The organism is Rhizobium sp. USDA 4016 (genome assembly GCF_056279705.1).
This window is the reverse complement of sequence record NZ_JBWCCY010000002.1, coordinates 1,674,610-1,694,707: the sequence shown is the minus strand read 5'-3', so window position 1 is coordinate 1,694,707 and position 20,098 is coordinate 1,674,610. Positions and strand designations below refer to the sequence as shown.

Below are 20,098 nucleotides of genomic sequence, written 5' to 3'. Positions count from 1 at the left end.
TGTTTGTTCCAGCCTGGGAACAAGTGGCGCCCTTCATGACTTTGAAGAGGAGTTTTAAGCACTCATGTCAGTCAGGGGCAATTTATGCATCAGGTTTCGAAAGCAGGCTCTGCCGCGCAAGGCCAAAAAAGCTGGGGTCCTAAGATCGGGGCGAACTGCGTCGATTTTCGCATCTGGGCGCCGGGGCAAAAGGAGATGACACTCCGTTCCTGCGGCAAAGACAGGCTTATGGACCGGTCCGCCGGCGGCTGGTTTGAGCTGACGGTTGCAGAGGCGAAGGTGGGCGACGCATATGCCTTCGTTCTTGGAGATGGCAGCGCCGTGCCCGACCCTGCTTCTCGGGCGCAGGCCGGCGATGTGCACGGTCCGTCGCTGATCGTGGAGCCTTCCTATCAGTGGGTGAATGACGCCTGGAAGGGAAGGCCCTGGGAAGAGGCGGTGATCAGCGAAATCCATATAGGCGCCTTCACAGGGGAGGGCACCTTCAAGGCGGCCGCCGAAAAACTCGGCCATCTCGCCGAGATGGGCTATACGGCAATCGAAGTCATGCCCGTCGCGCAATTTTCAGGCACGCGCGGATGGGGCTATGACGGCGTCCTGCACTATGCGCCGCATTCAGCATACGGAACGCCGGACGATTTCAAGGCATTCATCGACGCAGCACATGGCCACGGCCTCATGGTGCTGCTCGATGTTGTCTATAACCATTTCGGCCCGGATGGAAACTACCTGCACGGGTATGCGCCCGAGTTCTTCCGCTTCGATCGCAATACGCCGTGGGGTGCGGCGATCGATTTCGGACAGGAGCCGGTACGCCGCTACTTCGTCGAAAATGCGCTCTATTGGATCGGTGAATTCCGGCTCGATGGCTTGCGGCTCGATGCGGTGGAGCAGATTTGCGATACGTCGAAGCAGCACATCCTCGAGCAGCTGTCGGCGGAAGTCGGCAACGCCTTTGCCGATCGCGCGGTGCATCTGATCGTCGAGGATCAGCGCAATCTCGTGAGCCTGCTCGAGCGGGACGGCGGCGGAAGGGTCAAGATCTTTACAGCGGAATGGAACGATGACTTCCATCACGTCGCTCACATCATTGCGACCGGCGAAACCGACGGCCACTATCGGCCCTTTGCATCCGATCTCTGGGAAAAGACGAAGCTCGCGATGCAGCACGGCTTTGTGTTTCCAGACCGTGGCAATCCGCCTGAAGTGCCGAAGGATGAGCGGGTTTATCTCCCGCCGCAGGCCTTCATCAACTTTCTCCAGAATCACGACCAAGTTGGTAACCGTGCCTTCGGCGAGCGCTTGGTCAGCCTTGCAGGGCCCGACATGGTCGAGATGCTGGCCGCGATCTTGATTCTCTCGCCGCAGGTCCCGTTCCTCTTCATGGGGGACGAATATGGCGAGACGCAGCCGTTCCACTTCTTCAGCGACTACGCCGGCGAGCTTGGCGAGATTGTCCGCAAAGGGCGGGCGGCGGAAGCGGAAGGTTTCGGCGGTCTGAAGGAAGGCAAGACGCCGGACGATTTGCCGGATCCGAACGCAGTCTCGACCTTCGCGCATTCAAAGCTTCAATGGCAGCGGTTCGACAGTGACGAAGGCACACGCTGGAAGACCTATGTACGCGAGCTCATCGGCCTGCGGCACAGCTATGTCGTGCCGTTGTTGAAGAAGCCGGAACGCGTCGCAAGCACGGCATTGGAAAGCGTCGATGGCGCGCTGGCAATCGACTGGACCTTCGGTACCAGCACGCTGGAGCTTCGGGCGAACCTCACCGGCACCCCGCTCGCCGTGCCGGCTTTCGACGGTGCGGCAATCTTTAGTCGCCTGGGCCGCAACGCTGTTCAGCCGGGGGATGGCAAGCTTGCAGCCCGTTCTGTGATGTTTGCGATCGATCCTCGGCTGGTAAATTAGCAGCGCGGAAATTTTCACGTTTTGAGGAAGCGGTGGCGAATTGAACGCCGCCGCTTTCCAGCTATATCTTCCTCCAATGTTTTATCTCATATCGACCTATTGGCCGCATATCCTTTTCGTCATATCCCTTGGCATGGGGACCGCCGCGGCAATTCATGCGGCCATGACGAAGGAAGAGGTACGCGCCGCAATTGGCTGGGTCGGCGTCATCATCCTGTCTCCGATTATCGGCGCGGTACTTTACGCGATCGCCGGGATCAACCGCATCCGCCGCAAATCCCTGAGCCTGCGCCGCGATGCCTTGCTGCCGGCAGCCGACCTTGATGAGCTTGAAAGTTTCGATGCGGAGCCGGAGACGATCATCAGCAATTATGGGCGGCGCTTTGCAGCTTTGCAAACGCTCGGCGATCGCGTCGCTCGCTATCCGCTGACGACCGGTAATTCGATCGACATGCTGGAAACGGGCGATGATGCCTACGCAGCCATGAAGGCCGCGATCGACGGGGCTGAGCGAAGCGTTCTGCTTGAGACTTATATTTTCGATCGCGACAAGATCGGCCTGCGCATCGCCGATGCGCTGATTGCGGCGGCACAACGCGGCGTCGAGGTGCGCGTGCTGATCGATGCCGTCGGGGCTCGATACTCGGTGCCCAGTATTCTCGGATATCTTGCCGATGGCGGGGTGACGGTTTCAGTCTTCAACGGCAATGTCATCATGGGCCTGCGGTTGCCATATGCAAATCTCCGCACGCACCGGAAAATCATCATCGTCGACGGGCGTGTGGCACTGACGGGCGGCATGAATATACGCCAGGGCTTCAGCCAGGCGATGACGGGCGATGATTTTGCGCGCGATACCCATTTCTCCGTAACGGGTTCAGTCGTTGCCGATCTCTTTGATGTCGCGGCCGAGGACTGGCGCTTCACGACAGGCGAGGTTCTGAACGCAGAGGCGTGGCGGATCGAAGCGCCTGAACGCCAGCCCGGCGATCCGGTCCTCATGCGCGTCGTCGCCTCCGGACCGGACCGCAGCGTCGAGACCAATCACAAGATGCTGATGGGTGCCTTTTCCATTGCGCGGCAATCGATCCGCATCATGTCGCCCTATTTTCTGCCGGATCGTGAGCTGATTAGCGCGCTGACGACAGCCGCACGGCGTGGCGTCGAGGTCGATATCATCGTCCCGGCCGTCAACAACCTTGTCCTCGTCGACCGGGCGATGACGGCACAGTTCGACCAAATCCTCAAGAATTACTGCCGCATCTGGCGTTCGATCGGCAGCTTCAGCCACTCGAAGCTGCTGACGGTCGATGGCGTCTGGACCTATGTCGGTTCGTCCAATCTTGATCCGCGTTCGCTCAGGCTGAATTTCGAGGTGGATCTCGAAGTTCTGAACGAGGGGTTTGCGGCGGAGATCGACGGGCATATCGACGAGATGCTGAAATCTGCAGCGCCGGTGACATTGGAGAGCCTGCGGTCGCGGCCTTTCCCGGTGCGGCTTGTTGAAAAGATCCTGTGGCTGGGTTCGCCTTATCTTTGATTTTCTCGGATAGAAGCATGGCAAGTTTTACCCGTGGGCCTATACTCCGAACCGGAGCCGTTTTCGATCAACGGAGCGCGTGTTGACTTCGATGCATGCCAGGAAAGACAGCCTTCCCGCCAGCATTCTCGCCTCGATCCGCAACCGGAAAAAACGGCTGGAGGCCGTGCTGGCTGCGGCAAAGCCGCGGGCCGAAGGCACGCTGATTGCTTCATACAACGTCCATAAATGCGTCGGCGGCGACAGGCGCTGCGATCCCGAGCGGACGAGCCGGGTCATCCACGAAATCGGCGCTGACGTGATCGCCCTGCAGGAGGCTGATACGCGCTTCGGAGAGCGAACCGGGATTCTTGACCTGACGCGCCTGGAGCGCGAGACGGGGCTTATTCCGGTTCCGGTTTCGGGCATGTCGAAGGCACACGGCTGGCACGGCAATGTCGTGCTCTTCAAGAAAGGGCTGGTGCGCGACGTGCACCAGATTAAATTGCCGGGCCTTGAACCGCGCGGGGCGCTTGTTGCAGAACTCGAACTGGAAAATGGCGGAGAGCTCCGCATCATCGCTGCCCATTTCGGGCTTCTGCGCCACTCGCGGGCGCGCCAGGCGCAGATGCTGGTCGAGCTGATGGCCGATCGAAGCGAAGCGACGACCATTCTGCTTGGTGACCTCAACGAATGGCGACTCGGCGACCGTTCCTCACTCAACACGCTTCAATCCGCTTTTGAGGCCCAGCCCCCGGCCGTCGCAAGCTTTCCGGCGCGCCTGCCGATCTTGGCGCTCGATCGCATCATGTCGAACCGCAAGGGTGTGCTGACGAATGTCGAGGCGCATGATACACCGCTTGCCCGCGTCGCCTCCGACCACCTTCCGATCAAGGCGGTTCTCAACCTCAAGCGAGTGGAAGAACTGACGGCGACCGCGTGATTTCCGCATTATAGTCAAATGGTTGGAGAGAATTTCAATTTGTGCGCGGAAAGGCCGGTGCTCAAATGTTGGGCTTCTGTTTGCTGTTCTACACGTGGCCTCGGTTCAAATCGCGTGAGCCTAATCCATGAATGTTATAGTCGGCTCCTGCATTGACGCAGCTGTATCGGCAGGTTCTTGGGAGCGCCCGTAGCGGCACCGCCGGTGCAATGGCACTGAACAGGACGCAAGCGGTATAAACCGGCCAGCGCGCCGGTTTATAAGGCAGTTTTCGCAAGGGAGGTTTGGTTTATGGCTGCAAGGGGCGATAGCGAACATTGGACGGAAGCCGCAGCGCAATGGATAGCGTGGGCGCGTGCACCAAACCACGATGCCTTTTGGGCTTATCGAGACGCGCTCGTTGACTATCTTGGCACAGGGGGCGGCCAAAGCGCTTGACGTCGGATGTGGGGAGGGTCGCGTCTCCCGGATCCTAAAAACTTGCGGCTACCAGGTGACAGCAATCGATCCTGTTGCGGAACTGCTAAAGGCCGCAGTGCAAGCCCAATCTGCTCATGATTATGCCATCGCACCGGCCAGCGAACTGCCGTTCGAGAACGAGAGCTTCGATCTTGTCGTGGCCTACAATGTTCTGATGGACGTTGTCGATATTCCTGGGGCGCTTAGGGAAATCAGGCGCGTGTTGCGAAAGGAGGGGACGCTTTTCATTTCGATCGTTCACCCGCTGGCGGATTTGGAGCTCCTCGCCGAGACCGCGCCTAATGCGCCTTCGGAGCCCCGCGCGACGTACTTTGATCGGCGCCGTTTCGAGACAAAAATCGAGAGCAGGGGGCTGACGATGCATTTCGCTGGTTGGGCGCAGCCGCTCGAGGCTTATGTCGGTGGTCTGGAATCAGTAGGCTTTCCGATTACCTCTCTTCGAGAGCCTACTGCGGACCTGACAGAAGGGCGGGACCACATGAGCCGCTGGAGCAAATTTCCCTTGTTTCTTTGGTTGAAAGCGCGGGCGCTGGCTGCCTGATGCCCGGTTTTCTTAAACGGAGCCGCCTCCGGGTAACGGAGGTGTTACCGGTGCGTCCATGGCCAACAGGCAGACTCTGCCGTAATTTGGGCACCGTGAAGATGCTGCGATGCTCGCTGGAGCCCTTCCGGATCCAGCAAACCGGGAGGCTCGGCCATGGTTACTTTCACGCTCAACGGACAGACGAAGACTTTCGACGGTGATCCGGATACGCCGCTGCTCTGGTTCATCCGCGATTTCGAGAAACTCACCGGAACGAAATACGGTTGCGGCGTGGCGCAATGCGGGGCCTGTACCGTTCACATGGACGGCTTTACGCGCCGTTCCTGCATTACGCCGATCTCGGCTGCCGAGGGCTCGGAAATCTTCACCATCGAAGGTGTGGAGGGCAAGGAGGCCGAGGTCGTAAGGGCGGCCTGGGTTGCCATCGATGTCCCGCAATGCGGATACTGTCAATCCGGCCAGATCATGTCGGCTGTCTCACTTCTGCAGAACATTCCGAAGCCGACCGACGAGGATATCGACGGTGCGATGGCCGGCAATATCTGTCGATGCGCCACCTATCACCGGATCCGTCAGGCAATCCACAATGCCGCCGCAGCGATGGAGGGTTGAGCCATGACTCTCCAGCATATTTCCACGACCCGCCGGGCGTTTCTTGTCGGCAGCGGCCTCGTTATCGGATTTGCGCTAACGCCGAGAATGCCTGCCCTTGCGGCCGTAACGGGCGTTCAGGCCGGCGGCAATGATGCGCTTGCGATGCTCAACACCTTCGTGAAGATCGGCAACGACGACACGGTGACGGTCCTCTCCAAGCATATCGAATTCGGCCAGGGGCCGTTTACCGGCCTTGCGACGTTGGTCGCTGAAGAACTCGATGCTGATTGGGGGCAGATGCGCGCGGTGCATTCACCCGCCGATGACAAGGTATACGCAAATCTCGCTTTCGGAGTGCAGGGTACCGGCGGCTCGTCGTCGATCGCCAATTCCTACGAGCAGTTCCGCAAGGCAGGCGCCACGGCGCGCGCCATGCTGGTTGCGGCGGCGGCGGATGAATGGAAGGTTCCGGCAGGTGAAATCACCGTCGAAAAGGGCCGCATCCGCCATTCGGCCACGGGCAAGGAGAGCGGCTTCGGGGCGTTTGCCGCGAAGGCTGCCGCGATAGCGCCACCGGCGGAGGTGAGCCTCAAGGATCCGGAGAAATTCGTGCTGATCGGCCAGGAACTGCCGAAGCTCGACACTGTTTCCAAGACCAACGGCGCGGCGATCTTTACGCTGGACGTCATTCCTGACAACCTTCTGGTCGCCGTCGTTGCCCATCCCGACCACTTCGGCGCGACCGTCAAGTCCTTTGACGACAGCCAGGCGCGCAAGGTGACGGGCGTCATCGATGTGAAACAGATGGCTCAGGGCGTGGCCGTTTATGCCGAACACACCTATGCGGCCCTCAAAGGGCGCTCGCTGCTGAAGGTCGACTGGGACCTTTCCGACGCCGAGACGCGTTCAAGCGAGGAGCTTGCCGCCGATTACGCCAATACGGCCAAAGAGACTGGCTTGAGTGCCGCCAGCAAGGGCGACGTCGACAGGGCCTTTGCCGGCGAAGGCCTTGAGACGCTGGAAGCGGAGGTCGTCTTCCCGTTCCTTGCCCACGCGCCGATGGAGCCGCTTGACGCGGTGTTCATAAAGGCACCGGACGGCAGCCTCGACGTCTATACCGGGGCGCAATTTCCCGGCATGGACAAGACGGTGGCTGCAAAGGTCGTCGGTCTCGATCCCTCCAAGGTCAGGATCAATACCCAGATCACGGGGGGCAGTTTCGGGCGCCGGGCCCAGTTCGGCTCGCCCTATAAGCAGGAGGCGGCCGCCGTCTTTGCGGCAACCGACCAATCTCGCCCAGTCAAGCATATGTGGACGCGCGAGGACGATATCCGCGGCGGTTATTACCGGCCGATGTATCTCCACAGGATGCGCGGTGCGATCGACAAGAACGGCCAGATTGTGGCCTGGGATCAGACGATCGTCGGCCAGTCGATCATGGGCAAGGCCGACCTCGACGAGACTTCCGTCGAGGGTGCGTCCAATCTCCCCTACAACGTGGCAAACCTGCGGGTGATGTCGCACAACGTGAAGCTCGCCGTGCCGCCGCTCTGGTGGCGATCGGTCGGCCATACCCATACAGGCTTTGCGGTCGAGACGTTCCTCGATGAGCTTCTCCAGAAGGTCGGCAAGGATCCGGTCGAAGGACGCCTCGCGCTGTTGACGGAAGATCCGCGCTATGCGGGGGTCTTGAGGAGGGCGGCCGAGATCGCCAATTGGGGCGCAAAGCCTGCAGAAGGGCGGCAGCGTGGCGTTGCCATCGTCAAGAGCTTCGGAACCTATGTCGGCCAGGTCGTCGAGATCTCGGTCGGCAGCGACGGCGCTCCGCGTGTGCACAAGGTCTGGTGTGCGGTCGATTGCGGTGTTGCAATCAATCCCAATGTCGTCAAGGCACAGATGGAGGGCGGCATCGGCTATGGTCTCGGGGCCGTCCTCTTTGACGCTGTGACACTTGGAAAGGGCGGGGCCATCGTGCAGTCGAACTTCCACGACTATCGCTCGATCAGAATCAACGAGATGCCGGATGTGGAGGTTGCGGTGATCACGTCCGCTGCAGCTCCGACGGGCGTCGGAGAGCCGGGGGTTCCGCCTGTCGGTCCGGCCGTGGCCAATGCCTGGCGGCGCCTGACCGGCAACCCGGTGCGGAGCCTGCCGATCGTCAGTGCTGCGACGAGCTGAGGGAGATCACGGTGAAAAGCAGATTGGCTCTTGCCTGCATTGCAGGCGGCATTTCGCTCCTGGCAGCCCTGCCGGCATCCTTCATGGCACTCGCGCAAGGGGCCTCGAGCGCGGACAGGACATCCTTGAAGCCGGCTGCCTCCTTCTTATCGATTGCCGATGCGAAGGCGCGATCGGTGGCTTTGTTCGAGGAAGCGGGCAAGGTCATCGAGCATCCGCGCTGTGTCAACTGCCACCCGGCGACGGACCGGCCGCTGCAGAGGATGAGCATGCAGCCGCATGAGCCGCCGGTCACGCGCGGCGAGGGCGGTATGGGTGTTCCCGGCATGATGTGCAACACCTGTCACGGCGCCGAAAACGCAACCGTCGTCGGGCAGTCGCCGACGTTGCGGAGCATACCCGGCAATGCGGCCTGGCATCTGGCGCCGATCGAAATGGCCTGGGTCGGCAAATCTCTCGGCGAAATCTGTCAGCAGTTGAAGGACCCGGAGCGCAACGGCGGCAAGGACCTGAATGAGATCGCCGAGCACATGGCCCATGACGGCCTCGTCGGATGGGGCTGGAACCCAGGCGAGGGCCGCGAGCCCGTGCCGGGCACGCAGGCCGAGTTCGGCGAGCTTATCAAGGCCTGGGTGGAAACCGGCGCGGCTTGCCCCGTTGAATAAAGAGGCCCACCGTGGCATCAAATCATCATTTTCAGCGCGATGTGGCGCTGTTTGCGGCGATTTTGCTCTGGACCATAACCGCCGGGTTCGTCAGTTTTTCGGCCAGCAGGTGCCGAAGGACCAGACATTGCCTTCCGGATCGCAGCAGATGAATTCGCGGCTGTCATAGTGGCGATCGGTTGATTCCTCCAGAATCTCGGCGCCGGCTATTTTTGCCCGTGCATAGGCCGCATCGGCATCATCGAACAACCAGTGGCCATGCCTCTATCTCGCGAACTGCTGCTGGGGCGGCGATCATGTCGGAGGCACGTCAACATGGGCCGCACATTCAACGCACAGGCAGGCGCGGTTCCTCGCGGAATGATTGACGCTTCTTTGTGGCACGCGTATCCTTTAGGTCGGCTCTCCATCGGGCACCTTGTGAAAGCCGGCAACCGGACGGCATGCAAAGCATGTCGGTTGGCGTTTTTGCGTGCGCATTCGTGCAGTGAAAGGTGCTCAATTGAACCTCGTCGATCTCGTCCTGACCGATCGCAAAGTGGTCGGGAAGCCATCCGTCACAGAAGTTCATCCGTTGGACATGCGTCTGCCCCAGCAGGAGCCGGGAAATATGACGCCGCTGCAAACATTTGGCCGGGAGGTGGCATCATGAACATATCGAGGCGCGCGCTTTGCAGAACAGCCGTTCTGGCTGCGACAAGTCTCCTGAGCTTCCATGCATTGGCCAAACCGCCCGCGCCGAAGATCCGGGTCGGCATCTTGAAGTTCGGGACAGTGAATTGGGAACTCGACACCATTAAGCACCACAAGTTTGACGCGGCCAACGGGATCGACGTGGAGATCGTCTACTTCGCGGGGGAAGACGCCAGCAATGTCGCCATGTTGGCGGGCGATCTCGACATCATCGTTTCCGATTGGCTGTGGGTGTCGCGCCAGCGTTCGCAGGGTGCGGATCTGACGCTCGCACCTTACTCGACCGCGGTTGGCGCCATCATGGTCAAGGAGGATGCGCCCATTCGTGCCATTCCCGATCTCGCCGGAAAGAAAATCGGCGTGACCGGTGGGTCGCTCGACAAGAGCTGGCTCCTGATCCAGGGCCTGGCACGGCGTGATCACAAGATGGACCTGACCAGAGAAAGCGAGATCGTTTTCGGCGCACCGCCCCTGCTGTCGGAAAAGGCCGTTTCCGGCGAACTCGATGCTGTGCTGAATTTCTGGCATTTCTGTGCCCGGCTGGAGGCAAATGGTTTCCGCCGACTCGTGGGTGCCGACGATGCCGCCAAGGCGCTCGGGGCATCGGGGCCGGTTTCGGCGCTCGGCTATGTTTTCCATGACAAATGGGCAAACGAAAACCCGGACGTCGCCATGAGCTTCCTGCGGGCAAGTGGCGGGGCCAAGAAGCTCCTGGCACAGTCCGACGCAGAATGGCAGCGGCTGGCGCCGATCGTGCGAGCCGAAGGCAGGGAACTCGAGGTGCTTCGCGATCGCTACCGCGAAGGCATTCCGAACAGGCCGCTCGCAGAGGAGGAGAAAGATGCCGCCAAGCTATACGGAATCCTGGCCGAACTGGGTGGGGAGAAGCTTGTCGGTGAGGCGCGCCAGATGGCTCCGGGAACGTTCTGGGCCTTAAAGATATGACAGCAGGACGCGGACGGGAAAAAGCGGCTGTTGAGGGCCGACGAGCGACTGCCATTTCTCGTGGTCTTCTGCCGGCGGCAACTGCTTTGGCATCCCTTCTCGGACTATGCCTGCTCTGGAACCTCGCGGCGGGAATCTGGCCGAGCCGGGCGTTTCCGCCGCCGATCGACGTCTGGCGTGTGCTGGTCAAGGAGGCGGCAAGCGGCGATCTCGCCTATCATCTCGCCATGACGCTGTCCCGGGTCGCCGCCGCCTATGTTGTTGCGATGCTGGTCGGATCGGTCATCGGCGTCTTGCTGGGCGTGCACCGGCGAGCGGATTCTTTCTTCAATCCGTGGCTTGTTCTTTTTCTCAATCTCCCGGCACTGGTCGTCATCGTTCTCGCCTACATCTGGTTCGGCCTGACGGAAGCGGCGGCGATCAGCGCAGTGGCGATCAACAAGATACCCAATGTTGTCGTCACCATGCGCGAGGGCGCGCGGGCGCTCGATCCGCGTTACGCCGAAATGGCAAAAGTCTATCGCCTCAGCCCGCTCGACAGGATCCGCCATATTTTGATGCCGCAGCTGCAGCCTTATTTTGCAGCGGCATCGCGATCCGGTATTGCGCTGATCTGGAAGATCGTGCTCGTAGTCGAGTTGCTAGGCCGTTCAAATGGGGTGGGCTTCCAGATCTATCTTCACTTCCAGATATTCGATGTCGCCGCCATCCTTGCCTATTCGCTGGCTTTCGTTGCCATTATGCTATTGATCGAACTCCTCCTGGTGCAGCCATTTGAACGACATGCAACACGCTGGCGCCGCCGCCCCGCTTAAGGTCGACATTGCAGAGAAGACGTTCCGGTCGGCTGAGGGCGTGACTATTGATGCCCTGCGCGGACTTTCATTCGAGGTGCGGCAGGGGGAATTTGCCTGTTTGTTCGGGCCGTCCGGCTGCGGCAAAACCACGACCTTGCGCATTCTGCTGGGGCTCGATCAGGCGTTTTACGGCAGCTACCAGTTGCCCAAGGGCGGCTCCAATCGCATCGCTGCGGTATTCCAGGAGCCCGTGCTTTTGCCTTGGCGAACGGTGGAGCAGAATGTCCGCCTTGCGTTGTCTCCAGGCACGCGGGACATCGACTTGGACGGGCTGTTCGACATTCTGGGCTTGTCCTCAATGCGGTCGCTCTATCCTTCAGAACTTTCGCTCGGCCTTGCGCGTCGCGCTGCCCTCGCGCGTGCCTTTGCCACAGAACCTGCGATCCTTTTGCTGGACGAGCCTTTCGCCTCGCTCGACGAACGGACGGCTGACAAATTGCGGCGTCTTCTGATGACGGTGTGGTCGGCGAGGCCCACCACTGCCCTGATGGTGACGCATAATCTGCGGGAAGCGCTTCTGTTGGCAGATCGTGTTATCGTGCTGTCACCGCGGCCGGCCCATGTGCGAGGCATCTTCGATGTTGACATCCCGCGTCAAGCCCGCCACGTCCAGGCGCTGGACGATCTGGTTTCGGATTTCCGGACGAAGTTTCCGGACGCCGCTGACTTTGCAGGCCCGCCAGTTTAGCTCTTATCAGGCCGATTGCAGTCACAGTGGGGCGGCCCCGTATGCACTGTCAGAACCAGTGGACATCTGCCGCCGCCTGAGCGCGCCTTGGTTCCGTGGTTGCAGACTTCGCCTGCGCATTCTGCGAGAATACCGCGCCCGCCGTGGTTCACGATCGCGTCTACGAGTGCCGTGGATGAATTCCGCGGCTCGTAGGACGGTGCGGCATCGCAATAAATACCTGGTGATGGTTGCACCGTCTGCAATAGAGAATATTGCAGAGCAACATTTCCTCTATCGCTCTGTACTGCCCAATTTATTTATTATTGCTTACGTCATTTGAAAGGCTTATCGTATTTGTTGGTTTCCGGCTTCAAGGCTTTGCCGAATGGGAGCGGCAGAGTCTCGTAGGTACGAGGACGGGCAACAATAGTGCCTACTGCCCGCCTGGCGAACTGTGACACGCTGACGGAAGCGAACGTCCCATCATAGACAACAAGTTGAGCGCTTGGGTCGGCCTTGTGGTCTCCCGAGGTCGGGTAATCGGCGACGTGATGTATGTCCATTCGCCGTTCCCCATAGGCTTTATGCTCTCGACATCAACGGCGGCAAGGAAAACGTCATGCCGGCGTTCGGCGAAAAACAAGAACGTCTACCGCAACCTCGACGACATCTACGTCTATCTGCGCGCGCGGGCCTTCGGCGACGCGCCACGCGGTTGTCCGCCCAAGAAGGCTGACAAGCCTCAAGCGGCGAAAGACCACGAGGCCAACTGTATGGGTGGATGACATGGCGCGCGCGGCAACCAATACGATGAGGAATGAGCGTTAGAAGGGGATAAAAAGATGAAAACCCGCGCCGCCGTTGCCGTTCAGGCTGGAAAGCCGCTGGAAGTCATGACCGTGCAGCTGGAAGGCCCGCGGGCCGGCGAGGTTTTGGTCGAGGTCAAGGCGACCGGCATCTGCCACACGGACGATTTCACGCTGTCTGGCGCCGATCCCGAGGGCCTGTTTCCGGCAATCCTCGGCCATGAGGGTGCCGGCATCGTCGTCGATGTCGGACCGGGCGTCACTTCGGTCAAGAAGGGCGACCACGTCATTCCGCTCTATACGCCGGAATGCCGTGAATGCCCGTCCTGCCTGTCGCGCAAGACCAATCTCTGCACGGCGATCCGCGCCACCCAGGGCCAGGGCCTGATGCCGGACGGCACGTCGCGCTTTTCGATCGGCAAGGACAAGATCCATCACTACATGGGCTGCTCGACCTTTGCCAATTACACGGTGCTGCCCGAGATCGCCGTTGCCAAGGTCAATGCGGACGCCCCCTTCGACAAGATCTGCTACATCGGCTGCGGCGTCACGACCGGCATCGGCGCCGTCATCAACACCGCCAAGGTGGAGATCGGCGCAACGGCGATCGTCTTCGGCCTCGGCGGCATCGGCCTCAACGTCATCCAGGGCCTGAAGCTTGCCGGCGCCGACATGATCATCGGTGTCGACATCAACAATGACCGCAAGGTGTGGGGCGAAAAGTTTGGCATGACGCATTTCGTCAATCCGAAGGAGGTCGGCGACGACATCGTGCCCTATCTCGTCAACATGACGAAGCGCGGCGCCGACCAGATCGGCGGTGCCGACTACACCTTCGACTGCACCGGCAACACCAAGGTGATGCGCCAGGCGCTGGAAGCCAGCCATCGCGGCTGGGGCAAGTCGGTCGTCATCGGGGTGGCCGGTGCCGGCCAGGAAATCTCCACCCGCCCGTTCCAGCTGGTCACCGGCCGCAGCTGGATGGGCACCGCCTTTGGCGGCGCGCGTGGCCGCACCGACGTGCCGAAGATCGTCGACTGGTACATGGAAGGCAAAATCCAGATCGATCCGATGATCACCCATACGATGCCGCTCGAAGACATCAACAAGGGCTTCGAACTCATGCATTCCGGTCAAAGCATCAGGAGCGTTGTCATCTACTAAACGTGTCCGGCGGGCGTTCGGACGAAAGCCGAAGTAGGCCAATATCCGGAGAGCCGGACGGGCTTCGGCGCAACAGGGGAGGAACATGCGATGGAAAGTGCAGTTCATATTCATCCGGCAGTCGACGATGGTTTAAAACCCGCCAACCCCGGCTTTGCCGGTGGCACGCTTGTTTGTGCCTGCACGGACCGGCCGGTCAAGGTAAGGATCGAGGGGCAGGTCGCCCACAACCACGTTTGCGGCTGCACCAAATGCTGGAAGCCCAGAGGTACTTCTTTCTCCCTTGTCGCGGTGGTCCCGCATGACAAGGTGACTGTGCTGGAGAACGGCGACAAATTGCAGGTGGTCGATCCGAGTGCACTGATCCAACGTCACGCCTGCAAGCAATGCGGCGTGCACATGTATGGACCGGTCGAGCGGGAGCATGCGTTCCAGGGGCTGGACTTCGTTCACCCCGAGCGTTTCCAGGAACCAGGCTGGGCTCCACCGGAATTTGCAGCCTTTGTTTCCTCCATTATCGAGTCGGGCGTCGATCCCAGTCGAATGGACGACATACGGGCCCGCTTGCGGGAGCTTGGATTGGAGCCATATGACTGCCTATCGCCAGCACTGATGGACTATGTCGCCACCTGGGTCGCAAAGAAATCCGGTGCTATTGCGGGTTGATCGAGCAGACGGAGTTGATGAAATCTGTCAGCGTTCTGGACAAGGACGCTGACCTTCTCCTTCGGGCCCACTTAAGACGACATCACCATGGGCGTGTTTAATGCGAAGCTGGCCTATTGCGGCATGGTCGTCGCGCCGTCTTTGATCTCGCGCGGCTGGCCAGCGAACAAGATCGATTGGATATCGCAAGGGCGCGTGACGAATGGGTGGCGAAGCCGCAAGTGGGACAGCCCAAAGCTTCTCACCAACGCCCGGTCACGGATTGGCTGAACACTTTCAGGGGTAATGATCTCGAACGGAACAACACGCTGCAGGTAGGACTGTAGCGGTTCTCCAGGAGGAGATCATTGTTGTCTCGACCGGCGATGCGGAATTTTTTTCCGCTTCTTCTCAGGAGCTTCGCGGAGCGCACGCAGGAGGAATTCCATATTGTGGGGGCGGCTCGATCGAAACCGTTGAGGCACGGCATAGGGTTCGGGCGGACATACTGTGAACGTCTCATCGGCATCGCGAGGCGAGCATGCTTGTCAGTCTTGGTTTCGTGCCGCTTTCCTTCACTGGCGACCGGCTTATTGTCGCGCGCTCCGCCGATCTGAAGAGCGGGTGCCCGGTTTGGATCAGGCTGCTTTTCATGCTAAAATACAAGACGTTGGAGGGCGATGTTAAATGGGAGGAAGAAACATGCCCACTCAAGTTCCAAAGGATTTCCGCCGTGTGATCATTGCCGCGTCGGTAGGAAACATCATCGAATGGTATGACTTCTATATCTTCGGAAGCTTGGCCGCGGTTCTTTCGGTGAAGTTCTTTGAGCAATCCCATCCGGTCGCAGCGCTGCTGAGTACGATCGCGCTGTTCACCGCAGGATTCCTGATCCGTCCACTGGGGGCGTTCCTTTTTGGCTGGATGGGTGACCGGGTCGGCCGCAAGTACACGTTTCTCATTACGCTCAGCGGCATGGGGTTAGGCACGGGTGCGATCGGCCTGATGCCGACCTACGCGTCGATCGGGCTGACCGCTGCGTTCCTTCTCTTCGGCCTGCGGATGATCCAAGGCTTGTGCTTGGGCGGTGAGTATGGCGGCGCCATCACCTATGTCGCCGAGCATGTCCCCGACGAACGCCGTGGCTATTACACCGGGTGGCTTCAGACCTCTCCGACGCTCGGAATCGTCGTATCGCTGGCCGTGATCATCGCGACGCGCACCTATTTCGGCAACGAGGTCTTCGACGAATGGGCGTGGCGCATTCCGTTTTTGGTCTCCTTCCTGCTGGTAGCCATTGCAATCTACATCCGGCTTCAGCTTCAGGAGACACCGATCTTCGAGGAGATCAAAGCTAAGGGGCAGACGACCCGAAATCCATGGAAGGAAGCCTTCCTCAGCTCCAACATCCAATATGTCGGGATCGCCACCATCGTGCTGATCGGGCAGGGAGTGGTCTGGTATAGCGGTCAGTTCTGGGCATTGTATTTCCTGCAGCAGGTTTCCAAAGTAGACTCGTTGACCTCGTCCTATATCGTGGGAGCCGCGCTGCTCATTGCAACGCCGAGTTTGATCTTTTTTGGATGGCTGTCCGACATTATCGGCCGCAAGCCAGTGATCCTGGGAGGCATGTTGCTCGCCGCGATAACGTATTATCCGCTGTACTTGTGGCTGGGATCAGCCACGCAGCCTGGCAACATCAACTATCCAATCGCGATCTTCATCATCTTCATCCTGGTTTGCTACGTCGGGATGGTATATGGCCCGGTTGGTGCGTTCCTTGCTGAATACTTCCCCGGCAGGATCCGGTACACGTCAGTGTCGGTGCCATATCACATTGGCAATGGTTGGGGTGGCGGATTGGTGCCGTTCATCACCTCGGCGGCGTTCGCGGCCACTGGCAGCATTGGTTACGCGCTGATCTACCCGATCGCGGTTCCTGCCGTATGCTTCCTGCTCGCCCTTTTCTTGATGCCTGAGACCCGCAACATAAGCATCTGGGACCCGATTGAGCCTAAAGCCGAACTGTAACAAGGCCACATCGTGCGGGCCGCAAGGCCCGGCACATTGTTGTCGCACTGCAGTCCCCGGGGCCTTTCGGATGCGGTGGCCTTCGACGAGGGCAGGCAAAATGCCCGTCCTCGCCGACGATCCGGAGCAGGTCAGAAAAGATCGGATGCCTGTGCGGGTCCGCTGGCGCCATATTTTGGAGAGTCTCCTTGGAGAGTCTCCTTAAAGAACCGCTTCGTGCGGACGCCATATTCTCCGCGACCTGTTCCTCACCTCTCCAGCACCTGGCAGGTCATCCTGAACCTCGCGGGATACCCCGGCGTTCAGGCCGGGGAGGAACGCGAGAGCGGCGTTGGGCCGCTTCCCGCTGGGATTTGACATATTCGGAGATCACCGAGAGCGGTGCGCCGCCACAGCTTGCCGCAAAGGAGGACGGCGACCACAAAACGCCCTTGTGGGAGCGCCCGGTGATTTCCGGGCGGCTCTCGCGCAGACGTCGGCTGGATACGCCGTTGCGGCTGTTGACCAGCTTCGACAGGGCGATCTTCGGAGGGTAATGCACCCGCAGGTGAACATGATCGTCCTCGCCGTCGCATTCGATCAATTCGGCCTCGAAGTCGCGACACAGCTTGAGTTCGACTGGATTGCCGCCGTGCATGTGACGCCCCAGCAGCAGGCCCTGCGCGATCTGGATAAGGCGTATGCCAACTTCTTCGCGGGGCGCGCAGGATATCCCTCACCCCGCAAGAAGGGCGTGAACGGCGCCTTCCGCTTTCAGGGGCGGGAGATCGAGGTCAAGCGCCTGAACGGCAAGTGGTCCGCCGCGCGCCTTCCCAAGATCGGCTGGGTGAAGTTCCGCGACACGCGGCGCCTGCGTGGCAAGACCATGAATGTGACGGTGAGCCTGGCGGCGAACGGCTGGCACATCGCCTTCGCCTGCGAAATCGACCATGCCGTCCCGCAAAACGATTTGCCCGCCGTGGGGATCGACCGGGGCGTGGCGAACACGCTGACGCTTTCGACCGGGGAGCATTGGTGGATGCCTGCCGGCCTTGCGGAGATCGAGCGCAGGAAGCGCCGGGCCCAGCGCGTTCTGGCGCGGCGCAAGCGCGGGTCGCGTCGCCACGCCAAGGCCCGCCGCCGCGTTGCAGCCTTGCAGGCCCGTGCTGCCCGCATCCGGCAGGATTGGCGGCACAAGGCCAGTCTTGCTATCGCCCGTCGCTTCGCAACGGTCGTGCTGGAAGACCTCGCCACGCGCAACATGACGCGCAGCGCCAGGGGAACCGTGGACGCGCCCGGAACCAACGTCTGCCAGAAGGCGGGCCTGTACCGGGCGATCCTCGAACAAGGCTGGCACGGCTTTGAAACCGTGTTGGCCGACAAGCTCGAAGAACGGGGCGGATACCTGTGCAAGGTCGATCCCCGCCACACCTCGCAGACCTGTTCGGCCTGCGCAGCCGTGGACAGGGAAAGCCGCGAAAGCCAAGCGTCTTTCCGCTGTTGCCAATGCGGCTTCCGCGCCCATGCCGACCACAATGCGGCAATCAACATCCTGCGTCGGAACACGGCGTCTATGATCGTGGAGGAAGGGCAGCGGCTCTCCGTTGAAGCGATAACCATCGGCGGAGCTTCGCGCCCCCTCGGAAATCCCCCGCTTGCAAGCGGGGGAAGATGTGTGCGCCCAGCATGGGCGCATTCTAGTGGGTGAAAGTCCCACCGTGAGCTGGTCATGGCAAGCGAAGTGAAGCGCAACTGCAGAAGGGCGACCAACTGTGGGGAGGAAGCGTGGATCGAACCTGCGGGCCGATGGACAAGAACTGGATATGAGGCGTTGCCGATCAGGGCGAGCGGGCACGTTACCGCGAAGCTCTTATGACCAAAGGGTCGGTGGCGTAAATCCGGCGGTCGTGCAGGGAAGGAATGCGTCCTTACCTGGGGAGAACTCGCTTTGCGGCTGAAAGGCCGACGGTGATGAACCGGAGCGAGTAGTCAGCAGAGGCCGTAGTAGTCGGATTTCCCACGAAGGGCCAAACGAGAAGGAAAGCCAGAGGTCATGACTCTTGATAAGGCATTGCGTCAGAAGCCGGGGAAGTCCGGGCGTACCGCGGGGAGCGTAGGTGAAGCCTCCGTGACCGCGTTGCGTGACGAAGCACTGTCGGCGAGCCATGCATCAGAAGGCTTAGGGCGAGAGAACCTACTTCAACAGGCTCTCTCGCGCGAGAACATGGTTGAGGCGTGGAAACGCGTCAAGGCCAATAAGGGAAGCGCAGGCGTGGATGGACTAACCATCGAGCAGACTGTCGAATACCTCAAAACCCAATGGCCGCAAATACGCACGGAACTACTGAACGGGACCTATCAGCCAAGGGCTGTTCGTCGCGTGGAAATTCCGAAGCCGACAGGCGGCGTCAGGGAATTAGGCATCCCGACAGTCACAGACAGGCTTATCCAACAAGCGTTGCTACAAATCCTACAGCCGCTAATCGACCCGACTTTCTCAGAATTCAGCTACGGCTTCCGACCCGGACGAAGTGCGCATCAAGCAGTGCGACAAGCACAGCGATATGCGCAGGAAGGTTACCGAGTGGTAGTCGACGTTGACCTCGAGAAGTTCTTTGACAGGGTCAATCACGACATCCTTATGGACCGACTTGCGAAGAGGATCGCCGACAAGGCCGTGTTGCGGCTCATTCGGCGCTACTTGCAGGCAGGGATCATGTCGGATGGCGTGGTGATGGCGCGTGACGAAGGGACACCGCAGGGTGGTCCTCTGTCTCCGCTGTTAGCTAACGTGCTGCTGGATGAAGTAGATCAGGCGCTGCAACAGCGTGGCCACCGTTTTGCCCGGTATGCCGATGACTGCAACGTTTACGTTCGCACTCAGCGGGCGGGTGAGCGCGTGCTATGCTGGATGTGGAAGATGTACGAGAAACTGCATCTCCGCGTGAATGAGACGAAGACCGAAGTGGGCCCGGTATTCGGGCGTAAATTCCTTGGCTATTGCCTTAGGCGATGGAGCGGGAACACCGTCAAGATAGCCGTGGCTCCAAAGGCACTCGACACGTTCAAGCAGCGTATCAGGATCATCACCAAACGCGTCAGTGGCCGAAGCATGGACCAGATCGCCGAACAGATGCGGAAATATCTCCCAGGCTGGAAGTCCTACTTCCAACTGGCACAGACACCGCAAATATTCAAAAATCTGGACTCGTGGATACGCCACCGCCTTCGGGCCATCCAGCTCAAGCAATGGGGCAAAGGAACCACGGTCTATAGCCGTCTCCGCAGCCTCGGAGCTAACCATGAGTTGGCGGCACTCATAGCCGGAGGCACGGGACATTGGTGGAGGCATAGCGAAGCTGGGCTGAACCGCGTCCTGACGGTTGGACACTTCGACGCCCTCGGCTTCCCCCGACTTGCATGACCTCAACTTCTCGAACCGCCCGGTGCGGACCCGCATGCCGGGTGGTGTGG

General features: G+C 60.2%; 18 protein-coding genes and 1 pseudogene. 17 read left to right on the top strand and 2 right to left on the bottom strand.

Annotated features, from left to right (window positions below; genetic code table 11):
- Positions 1 to 84 precede the first annotated feature (84 nt).
- The 7 genes from treZ to ACZ9DP_RS09160 all read left to right on the top strand — a co-directional run bounded on the left by treZ (position 85) and on the right by ACZ9DP_RS09160 (position 8,834).
- Positions 85 to 1,911, top strand: coding sequence for a malto-oligosyltrehalose trehalohydrolase (gene treZ, locus ACZ9DP_RS09190; protein ID WP_476201332.1), 1,827 nt, complete (start codon positions 85 to 87; stop codon positions 1,909 to 1,911).
- A 76-nt stretch (positions 1,912 to 1,987) separates the two neighbouring features.
- Positions 1,988 to 3,451, top strand: a complete 1,464-nt coding sequence (locus ACZ9DP_RS09185; RefSeq protein ID WP_476202244.1) for a phospholipase D-like domain-containing protein — start codon at positions 1,988 to 1,990, stop codon at positions 3,449 to 3,451.
- A 91-nt stretch (positions 3,452 to 3,542) separates the two neighbouring features.
- Positions 3,543 to 4,373 carry an endonuclease/exonuclease/phosphatase family protein gene (locus ACZ9DP_RS09180; protein ID WP_074073047.1) on the top strand — a complete coding sequence of 277 codons (831 nt, stop codon included), beginning with the start codon at positions 3,543 to 3,545 and terminating at the stop codon, positions 4,371 to 4,373.
- A 370-nt stretch (positions 4,374 to 4,743) separates the two neighbouring features.
- Complete coding sequence (locus ACZ9DP_RS09175) at positions 4,744 to 5,394, top strand: class I SAM-dependent methyltransferase (protein WP_476202243.1); 651 nt, start codon at positions 4,744 to 4,746, stop codon at positions 5,392 to 5,394.
- A 156-nt stretch (positions 5,395 to 5,550) separates the two neighbouring features.
- Complete coding sequence (locus ACZ9DP_RS09170; RefSeq protein WP_074064878.1) at positions 5,551 to 6,009, top strand: (2Fe-2S)-binding protein; 459 nt, start codon at positions 5,551 to 5,553, stop codon at positions 6,007 to 6,009.
- A 3-nt stretch (positions 6,010 to 6,012) separates the two neighbouring features.
- On the top strand, positions 6,013 to 8,169 hold the full coding sequence (locus tag ACZ9DP_RS09165; protein ID WP_476201330.1) for a xanthine dehydrogenase family protein molybdopterin-binding subunit: 2,157 nt from the start codon (positions 6,013 to 6,015) through the stop codon (positions 8,167 to 8,169).
- Between the two features lie 11 nt (positions 8,170 to 8,180).
- On the top strand, positions 8,181 to 8,834 hold the full coding sequence (locus ACZ9DP_RS09160) for an Isoquinoline 1-oxidoreductase subunit (protein ID WP_194731340.1): 654 nt from the start codon (positions 8,181 to 8,183) through the stop codon (positions 8,832 to 8,834).
- Between the two features lie 90 nt (positions 8,835 to 8,924).
- Here the strand turns inward: ACZ9DP_RS09160 and ACZ9DP_RS09155 are convergent, their stop codons facing one another.
- Positions 8,925 to 9,083, bottom strand: coding sequence for a VOC family protein (locus tag ACZ9DP_RS09155; protein WP_476201328.1), 159 nt, complete (start codon positions 9,081 to 9,083; stop codon positions 8,925 to 8,927).
- A 223-nt stretch (positions 9,084 to 9,306) separates the two neighbouring features.
- Between ACZ9DP_RS09155 and ACZ9DP_RS09150 the strand changes: the two genes are divergently transcribed.
- From ACZ9DP_RS09150 to ACZ9DP_RS09115, 8 genes are all read left to right on the top strand, one after another.
- The gene (locus ACZ9DP_RS09150; protein ID WP_239600958.1) at positions 9,307 to 9,486 is read left to right on the top strand and encodes a hypothetical protein; all 180 of its coding nucleotides are present in this window, start codon (positions 9,307 to 9,309) and stop codon (positions 9,484 to 9,486) included.
- Positions 9,483 to 10,472 carry an ABC transporter substrate-binding protein gene (locus ACZ9DP_RS09145; protein ID WP_476201326.1) on the top strand — a complete coding sequence of 330 codons (990 nt, stop codon included), beginning with the start codon at positions 9,483 to 9,485 and terminating at the stop codon, positions 10,470 to 10,472. Before ACZ9DP_RS09150 ends, ACZ9DP_RS09145 begins: the two co-directional genes overlap by 4 nt.
- An 86-nt stretch (positions 10,473 to 10,558) precedes the next feature.
- On the top strand, positions 10,559 to 11,287 hold the full coding sequence (locus ACZ9DP_RS09140) for an ABC transporter permease (protein WP_372417650.1): 729 nt from the start codon (positions 10,559 to 10,561) through the stop codon (positions 11,285 to 11,287).
- On the top strand, positions 11,256 to 12,017 hold the full coding sequence (locus tag ACZ9DP_RS09135) for an ABC transporter ATP-binding protein (protein ID WP_476202242.1): 762 nt from the start codon (positions 11,256 to 11,258) through the stop codon (positions 12,015 to 12,017). The genes ACZ9DP_RS09140 and ACZ9DP_RS09135 overlap by 32 nt, the downstream gene beginning before the upstream one ends.
- A gap of 533 nt (positions 12,018 to 12,550) precedes the next feature.
- Positions 12,551 to 12,784 (top strand): hypothetical protein, encoded by a 234-nt coding sequence (locus tag ACZ9DP_RS09130; protein ID WP_476201325.1) that lies wholly within the window; start codon positions 12,551 to 12,553, stop codon positions 12,782 to 12,784.
- A 57-nt stretch (positions 12,785 to 12,841) separates the two neighbouring features.
- Positions 12,842 to 13,969: an S-(hydroxymethyl)glutathione dehydrogenase/class III alcohol dehydrogenase gene (locus ACZ9DP_RS09125; protein WP_476201324.1), complete on the top strand. Its 1,128-nt coding sequence runs from the start codon at positions 12,842 to 12,844 to the stop codon at positions 13,967 to 13,969.
- A 90-nt stretch (positions 13,970 to 14,059) separates the two neighbouring features.
- Positions 14,060 to 14,635: an S-(hydroxymethyl)glutathione synthase gene (gene gfa / locus ACZ9DP_RS09120; RefSeq protein ID WP_476201322.1), complete on the top strand. Its 576-nt coding sequence runs from the start codon at positions 14,060 to 14,062 to the stop codon at positions 14,633 to 14,635.
- A 681-nt stretch (positions 14,636 to 15,316) separates the two neighbouring features.
- Positions 15,317 to 16,645: an MFS transporter gene (locus ACZ9DP_RS09115; protein ID WP_074071653.1), complete on the top strand. Its 1,329-nt coding sequence runs from the start codon at positions 15,317 to 15,319 to the stop codon at positions 16,643 to 16,645.
- Between the two features lie 343 nt (positions 16,646 to 16,988).
- Here ACZ9DP_RS09115 and tnpA read toward each other — a convergent pair.
- Positions 16,989 to 17,255: pseudogene (gene tnpA / locus ACZ9DP_RS09110) on the bottom strand (IS200/IS605 family transposase); the annotation flags it as partial.
- Between tnpA and ACZ9DP_RS09105 the strand changes: the two are divergent.
- A complete protein-coding gene (locus ACZ9DP_RS09105) occupies positions 17,199 to 18,332 on the top strand; it encodes an RNA-guided endonuclease InsQ/TnpB family protein (protein ID WP_476201320.1) in 1,134 nt (377 codons plus the stop codon). The pseudogene tnpA and the gene ACZ9DP_RS09105 sit on opposite strands and share 57 nt — an antisense overlap.
- Before the next feature lie 345 nt (positions 18,333 to 18,677).
- Complete coding sequence (ltrA, locus tag ACZ9DP_RS09100; RefSeq protein WP_476201318.1) at positions 18,678 to 20,048, top strand: group II intron reverse transcriptase/maturase; 1,371 nt, start codon at positions 18,678 to 18,680, stop codon at positions 20,046 to 20,048.
- The last annotated feature ends 50 nt before the right edge of the window (positions 20,049 to 20,098 follow it).

Bases quoted from the DNA above. Each gene is read 5' to 3' on its own strand.
- treZ (WP_476201332.1), top strand. From the start codon at position 85: ATGCATCAGGTTTCGAAAGCAGGCTCTGCCGCGCAAGGCCAAAAAAGC.
- ACZ9DP_RS09130 (WP_476201325.1), top strand. From the start codon at position 12,551: ATGTATGTCCATTCGCCGTTCCCCATAGGCTTTATGCTCTCGACATCA.
- ACZ9DP_RS09125 (WP_476201324.1), top strand. From the start codon at position 12,842: ATGAAAACCCGCGCCGCCGTTGCCGTTCAGGCTGGAAAGCCGCTGGAA.
- ACZ9DP_RS09135 (WP_476202242.1), top strand. From the start codon at position 11,256: ATGCAACACGCTGGCGCCGCCGCCCCGCTTAAGGTCGACATTGCAGAG.
- ACZ9DP_RS09105 (WP_476201320.1), top strand. From the start codon at position 17,199: ATGATCGTCCTCGCCGTCGCATTCGATCAATTCGGCCTCGAAGTCGCG.
- ltrA (WP_476201318.1), top strand. From the start codon at position 18,678: ATGACTCTTGATAAGGCATTGCGTCAGAAGCCGGGGAAGTCCGGGCGT.
- ACZ9DP_RS09175 (WP_476202243.1), top strand. From the start codon at position 4,744: ATGCCTTTTGGGCTTATCGAGACGCGCTCGTTGACTATCTTGGCACAG.
- ACZ9DP_RS09145 (WP_476201326.1), top strand. From the start codon at position 9,483: ATGAACATATCGAGGCGCGCGCTTTGCAGAACAGCCGTTCTGGCTGCG.
- ACZ9DP_RS09165 (WP_476201330.1), top strand. From the start codon at position 6,013: ATGACTCTCCAGCATATTTCCACGACCCGCCGGGCGTTTCTTGTCGGC.
- ACZ9DP_RS09170 (WP_074064878.1), top strand. From the start codon at position 5,551: ATGGTTACTTTCACGCTCAACGGACAGACGAAGACTTTCGACGGTGAT.
- ACZ9DP_RS09115 (WP_074071653.1), top strand. From the start codon at position 15,317: ATGCCCACTCAAGTTCCAAAGGATTTCCGCCGTGTGATCATTGCCGCG.
- gfa (WP_476201322.1), top strand. From the start codon at position 14,060: ATGGAAAGTGCAGTTCATATTCATCCGGCAGTCGACGATGGTTTAAAA.
- ACZ9DP_RS09180 (WP_074073047.1), top strand. From the start codon at position 3,543: ATGCATGCCAGGAAAGACAGCCTTCCCGCCAGCATTCTCGCCTCGATC.
- ACZ9DP_RS09185 (WP_476202244.1), top strand. From the start codon at position 1,988: ATGTTTTATCTCATATCGACCTATTGGCCGCATATCCTTTTCGTCATA.